This is a genomic window from Yinghuangia sp. YIM S09857, from assembly GCF_051388915.1.
Taxonomy (GTDB): Bacteria; Actinomycetota; Actinomycetes; order Streptomycetales; family Streptomycetaceae; genus Yinghuangia.
Genome location: NZ_JBPKBH010000029.1, coordinates 1 through 14930, shown reverse-complemented (window position 1 = coordinate 14930; position 14930 = coordinate 1). Strand labels below are relative to the sequence as shown.

The following is a 14930-nucleotide window of genomic DNA, read 5'->3' as shown; positions in this document are numbered from 1 at the left end:
CCCCCTCAGCCGCGCAGCCCGCCTAACCGTCCGAGGACGACGGGTGGGACGCGGAGTAGTGCTCCAGGAAGCTCGGATCAACCTCGACGTGCCCCGTCAGCCGCCACGCGCGGCGCTCGAAAACGAGGTCGCCTGAGACGGTGAGCGGGGCGTTGATCTGGTATGCCATCACTGCCCACTCGTGGTCGCGACCGACCACCGTTACATGCACGTTCCGCATGCGCCCCCCCACCTCCGCGAACAAGACGACGGTCGCGACGCGTTCATCACGGTTGCCGGTCTGTGCGTCCTCACGGGTGATGCTCTTGACCAGCCCCATCAGGATCTCGCGGCGCGGCGGCTCCTCCCGGCGGATCAACTTCTCGCGCACGCGCGACAGACCGGCCTTCACATCGCGGTCGAGGACAATCGGTTCAAGCCCGACGTCGGGCCTCGACTGTCCCGCCGCCCAGTCGAACGAGAGGTCCAGTGACCGCAGTTCCTCGGGCTGGGTCATGTCCTCCACTGCCTCGACCAGCCCTGCGCTCAGCCCCTGCTCGGCGGCGGTGGCGAGCGCCGCCTCGTCCCACTCGCGGGTCAGGCGGCGGGTGGTCTCCAGGCCCTGGGCCATGGTCGCCATGACCAAGCGGGCGAAGGGCGCGGAGCTCGGAGCGACAACCGTCTGATCGTCGGGCACCGGCTCGCCGAGCCGTGTCACCACGGTGAAGACGAAGCTGCCCCGCTTGGTGTGGCCCAGGCGTACGGATTCGTCGAGGAAATCGGACACGACCGCGGGGCGTCGCCCGCGATGGGAGTGCCCTGGGGCCGCCGCGCTGGTCGCGGCGGCCTTCAGAAGCTTGTAGAGCGCCTGGAGGGTGTTGTCCGCCTGCTGAAACGGGATCGTGCCGTCGGTCATGGGCTGGTCCAACCGGACGTGCACGAGATCGGCCCGCGTCGCGGCGACTCGTTCGATGAGCTGGCCCGCATCCCAGTCGTGGATGTGCCCCAACTCGGTCAGCGTGTCGGTGAACCGCGCCAGGTAGTCGATGTACTCGGTGGCCAGCGGCAGCATGAGCCGGACCGCGGGGTGGCCGGAGCCACTTGGCAGACGCCAGATTTCCTTGACCCGGTCTTGGCGCGCCTCAAGTTGCCAGTCGTGCGCGGCGAGAAATTGCGCGACAGCGGCAGGTGTCAGCGAGGAAGCCGCCTCGCGGTAGTCGGCGCGGCCGGTTGTCGTCACCAGGCCCCTCCCTCGTCGTCGCCGATGGCCTTCATGATGCCGAGAAGCTGTTCCCGCGCGAAGAGGTTACGTCGAGGCAAGTGAACTGTCCGAGTTTCGCCCACTTCATCCGTCGTGGCGAGTTCCGAGGCGGGACGCCAGAACAAGCGGCTCCGCGTCAGGAGACGCTCGTGGTCGACGTTCAGCCACGGCTCGGGAGCGGGCGGAATCACCAGCACACCGAGGTAGGCGGGGATGAACCGGGGTCCGGCGGTGAGCTTGCGGAAGGGCTTGGCCTTCACACGCCAGGCCACGTGATCGTCCTTCAGGCAGTCCTGCTGCGTCGTGCACTTCATTTGCAGCTCGAACTGCGGTGCCAACCAGCGGTCGTACTGCGCCGACGAGACGATCGTGACGTCGACCCCGTCATAGTCGGTCTCATGAGCCTTGATCGAGCAACCGGCCTCGTAGACGATCAGGCGCAGGAATGCCAGGCTGAAGTGCTCCTCGCGCGCGGTCATCGGCAGTTGCCCGTCGACCAGGTCGTCGGGTCCCATGTCGCGTTTCGCGACCCGGCCTGCGGCCAAGACTCCCCCAAGTCTTCGATGCTCACGACGTTCGCCGTGCGTCATCAACGTACTGAGGGCGAGTGCGCGGTGAGGGCGAATCTTGGTTGTTCGTCCAGCCGCGGCCGGGCGTTCGGCGGGGCGGGTGGCCGCGAGGCGCGGCCACCCGAAGGGTCACTTCTTGGCGGCGAACTCTTCGGCGGCCTGGGCTCGGAGTTCGAACTTCATGACCTTGCCGGTGGGGTTGCGGGGGAACTCGGTGACGATCTCGACGTAGCGCGGGACCTTGTAGTTGGCCATTTCCTTGCGGCAGAAGTCGACGATTTCGTCGGGGGTGACGGAAGTGCCGGAGCGGAGGATGAGGTACGCCTTGCCGACTTCGCCCATGCGGGCGTCGGGGACGCCGATGACGGCGGCCTCGGAGACGGCGGGGTGACCGGCGAGGACGGACTCGATCTCGGCGGGGTAGGCGTTGAAGCCGCCGACGATGTACATGTCCTTGATGCGGTCGGTGATGCGCAGGTTCCCCTGGTCGTCCAGGACGCCCACGTCGCCGGTGTGCAGCCAGCCGTCCGCGTCGACGGCCTTCGCGGTTTCCGCGGGGTCCTCGAAGTAGCCGCGCATGACGTTGTAGCCGCGCACCCAGACCTCGCCCGCCTCACCGGGGGCGGTGGGCTTGCCGGACTCGTCGACGGTGACGATCTCCACGCCGTCGATGGCGCGGCCCGAGGTGGAGGCGATGATCTCGGCGGGGTCGCCCTGGCGGCACATGGTGGCGGTGCCGCAGGACTCGGTCAGGCCGTACGCCGTCAGGACCGTGCCGAAGCCCAGGTCGTCGGCCATGCGCGTGACGAGGGACAGCGGCACGGAGGCTGCGCCGGTGACGGCGAGGCGCAGCGAGGACAGGTCGTACTTGCCGCGCGAGCCGGAGTCGAGCAGCGAGGTGTAGATGGTCGGCGCGCCCGGCAGGACGGTGACCTTCTCGGCCTGGATCAGCGCGAGCGTGGCGTCCACGTCGAAGACCGCCATCGGGATCATCGTGGAGCCCTTGATGAGGCTCGCGAGGATGCCGGCCTTGTAGCCGAAGGTGTGGAAGAACGGGTTGACGATCAGGTAGCGGTCGCCCTCGGCCAGCCCCACGGTGCTCGCCCACGTCTCGAAGACGCGGAGCGACTGGCCGTGGGTCGTCATGACGCCCTTGGGCCGCCCGGTGGTGCCGGAGGTGAAGATGATGTCGCCGAGGTCCTCCGAGGCGACCGAGGCGGCGCGCTCGTCGACCGTCGAGGCGGGCACGGACTGCCCGGCGGCCAGGAAGTCGGCCCAGGTCACGCAGGTGTCCGGGGCACTGTCCGAGAAGACCACCGCGCTGGTGAGGTCGGGCAGCGCGGCGAACGGGCGTCCCGCGGTGCCCTCGCCCGCCGAGGAGCGCAGCATGGCGACGTACGAGGCGCCGAGGAAGGTGCCGGAGACGAACAGCAGCTTGGCCCGGGTCTTCTCCAGGACGTACTGCGCCTCGGCGCCCTTGTAGCGCGTGTTCATCGGCACGATCGCGGCACCCGCGGCGAGCGCGCCGAGTGCGGAGGTGATCCAGTCGCGGCCGTTCGGCGCCCAGATCGCGACGCGGTCGCCCTTCTCCACGCCCGCCGCGACGGCCGCCGCGGCCGCGGCGCGCACCTTGTCGCGCAGTTCCGCGAAGGTGATGCGTACGGCGCCGTCCACGACGGCCTCGCGGTCACCGAAGCGCTCGGCCGCGCTGTCGACGAGGGCGGGGATGCTGCCCCACTCCAGATCACCCTGCATGATCGCTCCTGAGAGGTCCGACGGTGGCCGCCTGTGCCGTTGCTAGTCTGAGCTGACGGTACGTCAGATCAGGGCGGCGAGGGAAGCTGCCGACCGGGAGATCGAGACCACGCCGGATTCGCGCCGGATTCGCAGCCAGGCCGACAACGCGGGCCGACCAGGAGGAGTGGGGCACATGCGCAAGTTCGAGACGCTCGGGTACGAACAGGCGGACGGCGTCGCGTGGGTGACGCTCAATCGCCCCGACCGGCACAACGCGGTCGACCTGGTCATGATCGAAGAGCTGCACACCCTGTGGCGCGAGCTGCGGCACGACGACGACGTGCGTGTGATCGTCCTCACCGGGGCCGGGGACAAGGCGTTTTGCACCGGTATCGACCGGTCGGTCGACATCCCGCAGCCGTCGTCGCCGTACATGATGGACGACCCGATGCTGAAGATCGGCCCCAAGTACTCCGACCTGTGGAAGCCGGTCATCATCGCGGTCAACGGCATGGCCTGCGGCGGCGCCTTCTACCTTCTGGGTGAGTGCGAGTTCATCATCGCGAGTGAAAACGCCACGTTCTTCGACCCGCACACGACGTACGGCATGGTCTCCGGCTTCGAGTCGATGCACCTGGCCCAGCGCATGCCACTCGGCGAGGTCATGCGGCTGACGCTGCTCGGGAACGCCGAGCGGATGAGCGCGCGGCGGGCGTACGAGACGGGCCTCGTATCGCAGGTGGTCCCGGCCGACGAGCTGCACGAGACGGCGAAGTGGGCGGCGGAGGCGATCGCCGCGTACCCGCCGCACGGCGTCGAGGGCTCGGTCCGGTCGATCTGGGCGGCACGCGACATGACGCGCGCTCAGGCGCTCACGATGGCGCCGCACATGATCACGCTGGGCAACCTGGCGTGGTCGGAGCAGGCGGGGCTTTTCCAGCAGCGGAGCAAGGAGTACCGGGTCCGCTGACACCGACGACGAGGGCAGACGGGTGGTGCCGGTACCGCCGACGGGCGTCGGCACCGGCCGTCAGTGTCCGCGGCGGCGGGCGCCGTGTGTGGCCACGGCCACCGCAATGGCGACCGCCACCGTGGCACAACTCGCCGACCCGAGCATGAGGGCGCCGCCCTGCGTCGCGGTTTCGTCCCCCAACTCGCGGGCGGACAACACCAACAGGCCGCCCGTGAACAGGAACCCGGCGGCCACGAACAGCACGACGGCGGCCAACTTCAGCGGTGTGTGCGAGCGCGGTGGTTCCCGCACGTACTCGCGGTCGACGCTCCGCTCGCGGTGCCTCGGCAGGTTCGACGTCATAAGCCCCACCTTCGCGTAACGACGGCACACCGGCATGAGCGCTCGTACTCAGTTCCGCCACCGGCGGGAACGCGCGCGCGGACCTGGGTGGGTTCAGCCGGAGGGCGGCGGGTGGGGCTAGCCCCACCCGCAATCGGGCGCCGGCACCATCCCGCGCGCACCTCGTCCGCCGGTTGACTCGTAGCATGCCAAGGTCCTCGCGTTCGGATGCTGCCGGACAGCCCGCAGCGTCTGGTGTACGCGATCGCAAGGCGCGGGCCCGCAGCTCGCACTCGGTCGTATTCGCAATGGCCCGCAACGCCGCGAGCATGCGTGCCAGGCGTCGCGAGCCCGGCAAGATCCGTAAGAGAGGGCCGGGTCGCCGGTACGCCGACCTCGCGGGCAGCTTCGCGACCCTCGCCCTGGGCGTCGCCGTCGTCACGTCGATGCTGCTCACGCTCGCGTCCTCGGCGACCGCCCGCGGAACCGGCGACGACCACGACGCGCTCGTCACCACCAACGCGCTCACCGGCACGGCCGTCGGAATCGCCGTGTTCGCCACCGGATTCGTCGTGGCGTCCACGTTCGCGTTCTCGGTCGCCCGGCGGCGCCGCGAACTGGCGTTGCTGCGCAGCGTCGGAGCCACCCCCGGACAGGTGCGGCGGCTGGTGCTGCGCGAGGCGTTCCTGCTGTCGGTCCCGGCCGGGCTGCTCGGCTGCTTCCTAGGCCGTTCGGCCGCCCCCGAGTTGATCGACTGGCTCGGCGAACACGAGCTCTCCCCCTCGTGGTTGACGATGCGTCACGTCACCTGGCCGTACTACACCGCCTTCGCCACCGGCATCGCCGTCGCGCTGGCCGGTGCGTTGGTCGCCGCCCGGCAGGCTGCTCGGGTACGCCCGGTCGAGGCGCTGCGGACGGCCGCAGTAGACGACGCCGAGTCGTCCCGCACCCGGATCGTGGTGGGGGCGGTGCTGCTCGCGAGCGCGGTGGCGTACCTCGGCTTCACCGCGGTGGTCACACCCGGCGAGGCGATCCACCGCAAGCACCGCACGCTGGCCCCGATGCTGGTCGTCCCCGGCGTCGCTCTGCTGGCCCCGGCCCTCGTGGGGCCGCCGCTGCGCGCCCTGGGGCGGGTGACGCGCGGCCGCGAGCCGGTCGCCCTCGAACTCGCGCGTTCGGGCGTCCTCGCGTCGCCGCGCCGCACCGCGGCCACCGTCGCGCCGGTGTTGATGACCGTCGCCCTCGCCGTCTCGCTGCTGGGCGCCACCGACACGGTCGACGCGGCCAAGGTACGCGACGCCGAGCAGCGCATCACCGCCGAACTCGTCGTCCAGGGTGCACTGCCTGCCGACGAACTACGCGTCGGTGAACCGGACTTGGCGGTCGTGATCACCATCCCCACGCAGGTGTCGCTGACACCCGCCGCCGCGAAGTGGGTGGAGCTCGACGCGCTCGCGGTCGACCCCGCCACGCTCGCGACGGTCATGGACCTTGAGATCACCGCCGGTTCGCTCGCCGATCTGGCGGACGACGCGATCGTGGTCCCCGACGGCTGGGCGCAGACCACCATCGGCGCGGTCATCCCGGTACGCATGGCCGACGGCACCGAGCGGTCGCTGCGCATAGCGGCGGTCGTCGCGGAAGGCACCGGTGGCACACCCGCGCTCCTGACGCTCGGTCATGCCCCGCCCGGCGCCGAGCCGTTGACGCTCGTGAACCGGCCGGACGGGGAGCCCGGCGCGCAGGCGGAGGCGGCCGTACGCGCAGCCGCCGCACGGACCGGCGCCGCTGTGCACACCGCCGCCGAGTGGGCACGGGCGGACGTGCACGGCGGCACGGAGGAACGCAGGCGCCTGGCCGTCTATTTCGTGCTCGGCGTCGCGCTGCTGTACGCGGGCGTCGCGATCGCCAACACCACCGCCATGTCGACGGCCGACCAGGCGCCGGTGTGGCGGGCGCTGCGGATGTCCGGGGCGACGCGCGCACAGGTCGCGCGGACCGCGGCCGTCGAGGCAACGCTGATGGTGGTACTGGGAGTTCTCCTGGGTGTGTTGGCCGCCGCGGCGACGCTCGTACCGCTGTGGACGGCCATCGCCCTGCTCATCGGGCCGGGCCCGGTGTCGCTGCCGTGGCGCGAGGCGGGTGCGGCCGTGGCCGCGTGCGCCGCGATCGCGGTCCCGGCGGCGCTGTTGTCGGTGTCCGCGAGCCGCGGCGTACGCGGGGAAGCGTGAGCGGAGGGACGTGGAACTCATGGATGACCTCGGAAACCTGATCGGCCAGGCCGGCGTGTGGCACATCGTCGTCGTGCTGATCGCCCTGTGGGCCCTGGAGATGCGCGCATCAGTACGCGCAGCCCGCAAACGCCGCCGCCCGCGGCACCGGTCGGCCCGGGCCCCCGTTCACCCGCGCAGGTAAGCCTCCGCGTCCACCCAAACGCGCTGCCGGACGAGGTGCTCGACCGTCCACGTGCAGGTGCGCGTCGTACCCCGGTCGCGGTAGTGCCGCATGATCGCCAGATGTTCCGGCAGGCCGACGAAGCCGCGCATCGCGTCCGCGTCACGCCACACCGCGACCGACCCCGCACGCCGCCCGCGCGGAATCGTCCACAGCCAGAGCCCGACCGCGCCGTCCAGCGTCGGCCATACCCGCCGCAACCGAAACCCGGCCCGCGCGATCCCGGGCAGGTCCGTCCCCCGGTGGGCGGTGAAGTCCGTGACGCTGACCAACAGCCCGCCGGAGGCCGTCGCGTCGCGCTCCGCCGCCCCTGCGCACCACCCCGACCTGACGATCTTCACGCACACGACCCTACGTCCCGCTCCCACGGCACGCGCGCCGACCGCCGACCGTCCCGCGACATCCCCGGACGACTTATGCGCGACTGATTCGCCGCCGAGTCCGCGCGCGTACGTTCCCTCACAGCGCGGTCGGCCGACGGGCGGTCGACAGCTCCTCACGGAGAGCAGGGGGACATGGACCGGAAAGACACCGCGGCCGATGCCGCAACCACGCGTAGCGTCGTCGACGATCTCCTGGGGCGCATCGCCGCGGGCGACCCCGGGCACATCGCCGCGCTCTACGCGGACGGTGCCGACTGGAAGCTCGACTGGCCCGAGTCCGAACACGGCCGGGCCGCCACCCCGTGGATCCGGCACCGCTCCTCACGTGCGGACGCCGCCGAGCACTTCCGCCAGATCGGCGAGCACCACATACCCGAGGAAGTCGCCACGGTCGTCGAACGCGTCCTCGTCGACGGTGCGCACGCGGTCGTGTTCGGGGAGATCCGGCAGACCGCGCGGTCGACGCGCCGGGCGTACAGCGCACGGTTCGCGCTGCACCTCACGGTCGAGGACGGCCTGATCACGCGTCACCACGTCTACGAGGACAGCCTCGCGGTGGCGCGGGCCTTCGCGTAGTCGGCCCGGGCCGGACGCCAACTACGGCCTGACCGCGGCGCGTTACGCCGGGACGTGGGCTCGTACGGTGGCCAGCACGTGGGGGCCGAGGGAGTTCCAACCGGCCACCTTCACCAGGACCTCGTCGCGCTCGCCGGTGTCGTCGCCGCCCTCGCCGCCGATTTCGGTGACCTCGCCGTTGAAGGTCAGGGTGTCGCCGGTGTGGTTGGGGGCGAGGAGTTTGAGGTCGACTTCAAGGAGGCGCGTGGCGGGGCCGCCCCAGTCGGTGACGACGCCGCCGACGAGGCCGGTGGTGGCCAGGATGTTGGTGAAGATGCCGGGGCGGCGCAGCGATTCGCGCGTCCAGTCGGCGTCGTGGTGCGCCGCGTAGAAGTCCTGGGTGGCGAAGGCGGTCGCGATCACGAAGGTGGGGGTGATCGGGATCACGGTGGTGGGCAGGGCGTCCCCGACAGCGGGAACCTCCTTGCGGGGCAGGCAGGTACGCCCGGTCGCGGCGGTCGCGGCGGTTTCGGAGCCGCCCCCCGTGCCGTCTCGGTCGGCATCGCCGCCACCGGTCACCGAGTCCGGCGCTTCCGGCGCTTCCGGTGTTTCCGGTGTTTCCGGCGCGGACGGCACCGACGGCGCTTCAGGCGTACGGAAGCACAACACCGTCCAGTCGACCGTCGCGACATCCGCCCCGTCCTGGTCGCGGAACGTCATGCGCGTGGTGACGAAGTACCCGGTCCCGATCGCGGTGTTCTTCCGCTCCGAGACCGTGGTCAGCACCGACTCGCACGAGAGGTGGTCGCCGACCTGCGCCTCACGGTGGTACACCTGCCGGCACCGCGTGGCGGCCCGCGCGCTGTACCCGTGCGCGGTGAGGAGCCGGTGCACGGCCGCCGCCGGGTTGTCCCCGGTGTCGGATGCCGCCTTCTCCGCCGCGACCTCGTCCGCCGAACGCCCGCCCAGGTACGGCGCGTACCCCGGCACCTGCGGCAACGTGCCCGCCAGCGCCGACAGTTGCGGCATCGTCCAGGCCTGAACCATGGTGGGCGGCGCGATGATCCCGGGCCGCCCGGTCGCCTCCGCCGCTGCGGCCTCGCGGTACACGGGGTTGGGGTCGCCGAGCGCGTCGGCCCAGAGGTCGAGCATGGGCGCATTGACCGCGTGCCGCGCGCGTACGACGGACTTCGTGCCCTTCGCGACACACTCCTGGAGCTGCGTCTCCAGCTCCTCGGTGTCGATGTCGGTGGTCAAACCCGCCCCCTCGCCGTCGTCGTGGCGGTCACCGGTAGTCGGCTGCCGCCGCACACCCTACCCATTTGCTTGACAAGGACAAGCTAAATCGGGCGCCGGACGCGGCGGGACGACGACAAAGAGCGGCCCGCCGGTCCGATGCGTGTCCGGGCCGGTGAGCCGCTCTTCGGGCCGTGGCGGGGCGCTGCCCTGATGGTTCCCCGCTACGGAGCCGTGTGGTGACGGTATGTCAGGTTGCGACGGTGAGCCAGAAGGGACGGCGGTTTACGAACGGACGTTTACAAATACCCATTCATGAACGCCAATTCGTAAACGCTCATTCGTGAATGCCGGTTCGTAAACGCCCATTCACAAACTCCGGTTTACAAACGCCGGTTTACAAACGCCGGTTTACAAACGCCGGTTCGCAAACGCCGGTTCGCAAACGCCGGTTCGCAAACGGCCGTTCATATACGACTGTTCACAAAACGACTGTTCACAAAACGACTGTTCCCAAACGACTGTTCACAAACGCCCCCGCTCAGAACCCCGGCGTCAGCGGCGCCGGTGCGTCCGACAGCAGATCCGCCGCCACCCGCGCGCGGTGGTGACCCGAGTCGCCCCACGCCGCGCCCAGCGCCCAGGCACGCTTCATGAAGAGCTGGAGGTCGTGTTCCTCGGTGTACCCGATCGCGCCGTGCACCTGGAGCGAGTTGCGGGCCGCGAGGTCGGCCGCCTCGGCGGCGTAGATCTTGGCCATCGACACGTCGCGCGCGGCCGACGGCAGGTCGCGGGCCAGCGAGTACGCGGCGCGCATCACCACGGGACGGGCGAACTCGATCTTGATGAGCACGTTCGCCAGGTGGTGCTGCACGGACTGGTGCGTGCCGATGAGCACGCCGCGCTGGACGCGCTGCTTGGCGTACTCGACGCCCATGTCCAACATGCGCCTCGCGAGCCCCAGCAGCATCGCCGAGGCGCCCAGTGCGCCCCGGTCCGCGGCCCGCGCCAGTGCGGCCGCGGCCGCCGGACCGGAGGCGACCAGGCTCTCCGGCTCCGGCGCGAAGCCGACCCGGAACAGCTTGCGGCTGCGGTCCACCGAGCGCTGCGCGACAAGGTCGTAGTCGGCCGGGTTCGCGACGTGCACCTCGGCCTCGCCCGCGGCGTTGACCAGACCCACCACCAGCACGTCGGACGCCGCCGCCTCGATCGCGAACGGCTGTCCCGGCAGGAGCACCGACGCCGTCGCCTCGCCCGCCGCGATCTTCTCCAGCCACCCGGCGCCCGGGGCGAACTCGGCCAGCAGTCCGGCGGCGACCGCGGATTCCAGCAGCGGTTCCGGCAGCGCCGCGTACCCCGCCTGCTCCAGGACCGCCGACAGCTCCTCGTCGGTCAGGCCGAGGCCGTCCTGCGCCTCGGGGACGACGAGCCCCGTCACGCCGATCTTGGCCAGCTCGGCCCAGCGCGACGACACCGCGCTGTCCGCCGCCCACGCGGCGCGCAGGTGCTCGGTGGTGCAGCTCGCGGCCAGGAAGTCCCGCACGGTCTCCCGGAAGAGCTGCTGGTCCTCAGTGAATGCCAGACGCATCGTCAGTTTCCTTTGCTCGCTTGGCCCGGGACTGCCTACTTGGCCCGAGGGAGGCCGAGGATGCGTTCCGCGATCGTGTTGCGCTGGATCTCGTTGGTGCCCGCGTAGATCGGGCCGCCGAGGGCGAAGAGGAAGCCGTCCAGCCAGCGCGCGCCGTCGACGGCGTCGGGCGAGCCCTCGTCGAGCTCGCCGTACCCGCCGAGCAGCTTCAGCGCGGTGGCGTGCAGCTCGACGTCCATCTGCGACCAGAAGACCTTGTTGATGGACGAGTCGGCGCCGATCTGGCCGCCGTCCAGCAGCTTGGTGACGGTGCCGAAGGTGAACAGGCGGTACGCCTCGGCGTCCATCCACGCCTGCACCGCCGCGTCGCGCAGCACCTGGTCGCCGCCGCCGCGCTCCTTGTAGAGGTCCAGGAGGCGGTTCGCGGGGGCCAGGAACCGGCCCGGGCTGCGCAGGTTGAGGCCGCGCTCGCTGCCGGTGGTGGCGATCATGATCTTCCAGCCCTCGCCCGCGCCGCCCAGCACGTCGGCGTCCGGGACGAAGACGTCGTCCAGGAAGACCTCGGCGAAGCCGGGCTCGCCGTCGAGCTGCGGGATCGGGCGCACGGTCACCCCGGGTGAGGCCAGGTCGACCATGAAGTACGTCAGGCCGTGGTGCCGCCGCGACTCCGGGTCGGTGCGGAAGAGGCCGAAGAGGCGGTGCCCGTACGTGCCGCGCGAACTCCAGATCTTCTGCCCGTTGAGCACCCATCCGCCGCGCTCCTCGTCGCGGTCCGCGCGCGAGCGCACGTTGGCGAGGTCGGACCCGGCCTCGGGCTCGGACCAGCCCTGCACCCAGATCTCCTCGCCGGAGGCCATCTTGGGCAGGTAGCGGTCCTGCTGCTCCTTGGAGCCGAACTCGAACACGGTCGGGGCGAAGAGGAAGATGCCGTTCTGGCTCACCCGGCCGGGCGCGCCCGCGCGGTAGTACTCCTCCTCGAAGATCAGCCACTCGGTCAGGCCGGCCTCGCGGCCGCCGTACTCCTTGGGCCAGGAGACGACCGCCCAACGGGCGTCGAAGAGCTTCCGCTCCCACTCCTGGTGGAGCCGGAAGCCCTCCTCCGTGTCCATCGAGGGCAGGGGGGTGGCCGGAACGTTGGCCTCCAGCCAGGAGCGGACCTCCTGCCGGAATTCCTGCTCCTTCGGTGAGAACTCCAGATCCACCGGGACACTCCTCACACTGCTCGCGTCTTCGGCGTTTCGCCGGGCGCGGGTAGCATATAACTGACGGACCGTCAGGTCAGTGGTTGAGACGGTGTCCGTTACATCACTCCGTCGCACTCCGTCGCACAGTCCCCGACCATTGCAGAGTTCCGTCGCAGAATCCGACCCCGAAGCCGGGGTCGGCGCAAGAGTCCGTCACATCACCCGGTAGAGCTTGGGAGAGCCGATGCCCGAGGCATACATCGTCGAGGCGGTCCGTACGCCGGTCGGCCGCAAGAAGGGCTCCCTCGCGGGCGTCCACCCGGCGGACCTGGGGGCACACGCCCTCAAGGCCGTCGTCGAGCGCAGCGGCATCGACCCCGACACGGTCGAGGACGTCATGCTCGGCTGCGTCGACGCCATCGGCCCGCAGGCGGGCAACATAGCCCGCACCGCGTGGCTCGCGGCCGGATACTCCGAGGACGTGCCGGGCGTCACGATCGACCGCCAGTGCGGGTCGTCGCAGCAGGCCATCCACTTCGCCGCGCAGGCCGTCATGTCGGGCACGAACGACGTGGTCATCGCCGGCGGCGTGCAGAACATGAACCAGATCCCGATCTCGGCGGCGATGACCTCGGCGGCGCAGTTCGGCTTCACCGACCCGTTCTCCGGCTCCAAGGGTTGGGTCGCACGGTACGGCGATGAGCCCGTCGACCAGTTCTACGGCGCCGAGCTGATCGCCAAGCGCTGGGGCATCACGCGCCGCGAGATGGAGGAATTCGCCCTCGCCTCGCACGAGCGCGCGCTGCACGCGATCGACAACGGCCACTTCGCCAAGGAGATCGCCCCGATCGAGGTCGACGGCAACCTGGTCACCACCGACGAGCCGCCGCGCCGGGGCACCACGCTGGAGAAGATGGCCGAGCTCAAGGTTCTGATGGAGGACGGCAGCATGACCGCCGCCGTCGCCTCGCAGATCTCGGACGGCGCGGCCGCGCTGCTGATCGTCTCGGAACGCGCCCTCAAGCAGTACGGCCTGACCCCGCGCGCCCGCATCCACCACATCAGCGTGCGCGGCGGCTCCCCGATCGAGATGCTCTCCGCACCGATCCCGGCCACCCAGTACGCCTTCGCCAAGACCGGCCTCGGCATCGACGACATCGACAGCGTCGAGATCAACGAGGCCTTCGCGCCGGTCGTGCTGTCCTGGATGAAGGACATCAAGGCCGACCACGCCAAGGTCAACCCCGACGGCGGCGCAATCGCCCTCGGCCACCCCCTCGGCGCCACCGGCGCGCGCCTGATGACCACCCTCCTGCACCGCCTGGAGCGCACCGGCGGCCGCTACGGCCTCCAGACCATGTGCGAGGGCGGCGGCCTCGCCAACGTCACCATCATCGAACGCCTCGGCTGACCCACCCCGCCTCGAAGGGCGGCCGCCCCGGGACCACTCCGGGACGGCCGCCCTCGCCGTTTCTCGCGACGCCGCCGTGGTCACACCGCCTGCCACGGCGGCTAGTGTGCCCAGCCATCAGGACCGTACGGTCCCAACGGGGGTGTCGGAATGGCCATGTGGTGGCGACGTTCGCGCAAACCGGCCGGAGGCGCCCCCAAGGGGACGCTGGCCTGCACGGTCAACCGCACGACCGGGCTGCGGAGAGCCGAAATCGCGGTCTACGAGGACCGCTTGGTGCTGCTCGGCGACACCGAGGGCCGCGAGCGCGACACCACACCCCGCACGTACGCGTGGCAGGACGTCGCTCACGTCTGGTCCGCCAACGACATGGAGATCGACGCCGCCGAAGACCAAGGACGCGTCGACAACAGCTCGGCTGAAGTCGGCGAAGACGACGACCTCCCCTTCCCCATGGTCCACATCAGGTGGACCCACCGACTGATGCTCCAGTTCGCCGACGACACCGTCGCCCGCGCAACGATGATGGATCCCCCCGTCACCAGGCCCGAGTTCCTGATCCACGTCGGCGGCAACCTGAACCTGCCGACCTCGCCCCTCGCGCCCCTGGTCGACCACCTCTGCCGCAAGGTCGTCGACGCCCAACTCCCCGCCGCAGAAGCCGCGTTGGCAAACGGCGGCGAGGTTACCCGCGGCCCCCTCACCGCCACCCCCGAGGGCCTGCGCCACGAAGGCACCGACATCCCCTGGGCCGCGATCACCTCGCTCCGCAACACCTTCATGTACGCGGCCGAAACCGAAGCCGACCTCGGCTCACTCCTCCGCATCGACTACCAGGACACCCAGGGCCGCACCCCCGACACCTTCCCCCTGGGCCACCCCCCGACCCGCCGCCTCCGCATCCCCGCCTTCGACATCCCCGACCTGGAACTCCTCCTCCGCCTGTCCACCCCCCGCCTCCCCTGACCCCAGTCCGCCCAGCCCTCCAAGGGACGGCGGCCCTGCTGCGCCAGGTGCAGGGGTGGCATGACCAGCGGGATCACGATGAGGAACGCGCGGGGCACGGGTAGCGCGAGGAACCAGCCGCCCGCCGGGAGGCCGAACCGCCGGAGGCCGCCCGGCGCTCCGGTCCCGGTCGTCGACGGCGGCGGCCTGCGCTTCGAGTTCGCGGAGGCGTACCGCCCACGCGGGATGGCGTTCGATGGCCACCTAGTGCTGTGACCGGAAACGTTGACCGGGTTGCCGGTTGGCTTCGGGGTGCCTGACGCCGGTTGGATGT

The 14930-nt window shown here is 70.7% G+C and carries 14 protein-coding genes; 6 read left to right on the top strand and 8 right to left on the bottom strand.

Going from position 1 to position 14930, the window contains the following annotated elements; translation table 11 throughout:
* Positions 1-22 precede the first annotated feature (22 nt).
* The 3 genes from ACRX5S_RS37735 to ACRX5S_RS37725 all read right to left on the bottom strand — a co-directional run bounded on the left by ACRX5S_RS37735 (position 23) and on the right by ACRX5S_RS37725 (position 3564).
* Positions 23-1219, bottom strand: coding sequence for a hypothetical protein (locus tag ACRX5S_RS37735; RefSeq protein WP_436777776.1), 1197 nt, complete (start codon positions 1217-1219; stop codon positions 23-25).
* On the bottom strand, positions 1216-1755 hold the full coding sequence (locus ACRX5S_RS37730) for a DUF4365 domain-containing protein (protein WP_436777775.1): 540 nt from the start codon (positions 1753-1755) through the stop codon (positions 1216-1218). Before ACRX5S_RS37730 ends, ACRX5S_RS37735 begins: the two co-directional genes overlap by 4 nt.
* 183 nt (positions 1756-1938) lie before the next feature.
* Positions 1939-3564, bottom strand: a complete 1626-nt coding sequence (locus ACRX5S_RS37725) for a FadD3 family acyl-CoA ligase (protein WP_436777774.1) — start codon at positions 3562-3564, stop codon at positions 1939-1941.
* Between the two features lie 175 nt (positions 3565-3739).
* Here ACRX5S_RS37725 and ACRX5S_RS37720 point away from each other — a divergent pair, with 175 nt between their 5' ends.
* A complete protein-coding gene (locus ACRX5S_RS37720; RefSeq protein WP_436777773.1) occupies positions 3740-4516 on the top strand; it encodes an enoyl-CoA hydratase/isomerase family protein in 777 nt (258 codons plus the stop codon).
* A gap of 60 nt (positions 4517-4576) precedes the next feature.
* On the opposite strand, the gene ACRX5S_RS37715 is transcribed toward ACRX5S_RS37720, so the two are convergent.
* Positions 4577-4861 (bottom strand): hypothetical protein, encoded by a 285-nt coding sequence (locus tag ACRX5S_RS37715; RefSeq protein ID WP_436777772.1) that lies wholly within the window; start codon positions 4859-4861, stop codon positions 4577-4579.
* 308 nt (positions 4862-5169) lie between these two features.
* Between ACRX5S_RS37715 and ACRX5S_RS37710 the strand changes: the two genes are divergently transcribed.
* The gene (locus tag ACRX5S_RS37710; RefSeq protein ID WP_436777771.1) at positions 5170-7071 is read left to right on the top strand and encodes an FtsX-like permease family protein; all 1902 of its coding nucleotides are present in this window, start codon (positions 5170-5172) and stop codon (positions 7069-7071) included.
* Between the two features lie 19 nt (positions 7072-7090).
* Entirely contained in the window at positions 7091-7255 is a 165-nt protein-coding gene (locus ACRX5S_RS37705; protein ID WP_436777770.1) for a hypothetical protein, read from the top strand.
* Here ACRX5S_RS37705 and ACRX5S_RS37700 read toward each other — a convergent pair.
* A complete protein-coding gene (locus ACRX5S_RS37700; RefSeq protein WP_436777769.1) occupies positions 7240-7635 on the bottom strand; it encodes a hypothetical protein in 396 nt (131 codons plus the stop codon). The two genes, ACRX5S_RS37705 and ACRX5S_RS37700, sit on opposite strands and share 16 nt — an antisense overlap.
* A gap of 174 nt (positions 7636-7809) precedes the next feature.
* Between ACRX5S_RS37700 and ACRX5S_RS37695 the strand changes: the two genes are divergently transcribed.
* Positions 7810-8253: a nuclear transport factor 2 family protein gene (locus ACRX5S_RS37695; RefSeq protein WP_436777768.1), complete on the top strand. Its 444-nt coding sequence runs from the start codon at positions 7810-7812 to the stop codon at positions 8251-8253.
* A 42-nt stretch (positions 8254-8295) separates the two neighbouring features.
* On the opposite strand, the gene ACRX5S_RS37690 is transcribed toward ACRX5S_RS37695, so the two are convergent.
* From ACRX5S_RS37690 to ACRX5S_RS37680, 3 genes are all read right to left on the bottom strand, one after another.
* On the bottom strand, positions 8296-9489 hold the full coding sequence (locus ACRX5S_RS37690) for an FAS1-like dehydratase domain-containing protein (RefSeq protein WP_436777767.1): 1194 nt from the start codon (positions 9487-9489) through the stop codon (positions 8296-8298).
* 520 nt (positions 9490-10009) lie between these two features.
* Positions 10010-11056, bottom strand: coding sequence for an acyl-CoA dehydrogenase family protein (locus ACRX5S_RS37685; protein WP_436777766.1), 1047 nt, complete (start codon positions 11054-11056; stop codon positions 10010-10012).
* A gap of 35 nt (positions 11057-11091) precedes the next feature.
* A complete protein-coding gene (locus ACRX5S_RS37680) occupies positions 11092-12258 on the bottom strand; it encodes an acyl-CoA dehydrogenase family protein (protein ID WP_436777765.1) in 1167 nt (388 codons plus the stop codon).
* A 226-nt stretch (positions 12259-12484) separates the two neighbouring features.
* Here ACRX5S_RS37680 and ACRX5S_RS37675 point away from each other — a divergent pair, with 226 nt between their 5' ends.
* Positions 12485-13651 carry an acetyl-CoA C-acetyltransferase gene (locus tag ACRX5S_RS37675; protein ID WP_436777764.1) on the top strand — a complete coding sequence of 389 codons (1167 nt, stop codon included), beginning with the start codon at positions 12485-12487 and terminating at the stop codon, positions 13649-13651.
* A 150-nt stretch (positions 13652-13801) separates the two neighbouring features.
* On the top strand, positions 13802-14617 hold the full coding sequence (locus ACRX5S_RS37670) for a hypothetical protein (protein WP_436777763.1): 816 nt from the start codon (positions 13802-13804) through the stop codon (positions 14615-14617).
* Positions 14618-14930: the final 313 nt, after the last annotated feature.

What these genes read in the sequence shown, in the direction of transcription:
- ACRX5S_RS37730 (WP_436777775.1), bottom strand. Translation starts at nt 1,755, where the DNA reads ATGGGACCCGACGACCTGGTCGACGGGCAACTGCCGATGACCGCGCGC.
- ACRX5S_RS37725 (WP_436777774.1), bottom strand. Translation starts at nt 3,564, where the DNA reads ATGCAGGGTGATCTGGAGTGGGGCAGCATCCCCGCCCTCGTCGACAGC.
- ACRX5S_RS37720 (WP_436777773.1), top strand. Translation starts at nt 3,740, where the DNA reads ATGCGCAAGTTCGAGACGCTCGGGTACGAACAGGCGGACGGCGTCGCG.
- ACRX5S_RS37715 (WP_436777772.1), bottom strand. Translation starts at nt 4,861, where the DNA reads ATGACGTCGAACCTGCCGAGGCACCGCGAGCGGAGCGTCGACCGCGAG.
- ACRX5S_RS37710 (WP_436777771.1), top strand. Translation starts at nt 5,170, where the DNA reads ATGCGTGCCAGGCGTCGCGAGCCCGGCAAGATCCGTAAGAGAGGGCCG.
- ACRX5S_RS37705 (WP_436777770.1), top strand. Translation starts at nt 7,091, where the DNA reads ATGGATGACCTCGGAAACCTGATCGGCCAGGCCGGCGTGTGGCACATC.
- ACRX5S_RS37695 (WP_436777768.1), top strand. Translation starts at nt 7,810, where the DNA reads ATGGACCGGAAAGACACCGCGGCCGATGCCGCAACCACGCGTAGCGTC.
- ACRX5S_RS37685 (WP_436777766.1), bottom strand. Translation starts at nt 11,056, where the DNA reads ATGCGTCTGGCATTCACTGAGGACCAGCAGCTCTTCCGGGAGACCGTG.
- ACRX5S_RS37675 (WP_436777764.1), top strand. Translation starts at nt 12,485, where the DNA reads ATGCCCGAGGCATACATCGTCGAGGCGGTCCGTACGCCGGTCGGCCGC.
- ACRX5S_RS37670 (WP_436777763.1), top strand. Translation starts at nt 13,802, where the DNA reads ATGGCCATGTGGTGGCGACGTTCGCGCAAACCGGCCGGAGGCGCCCCC.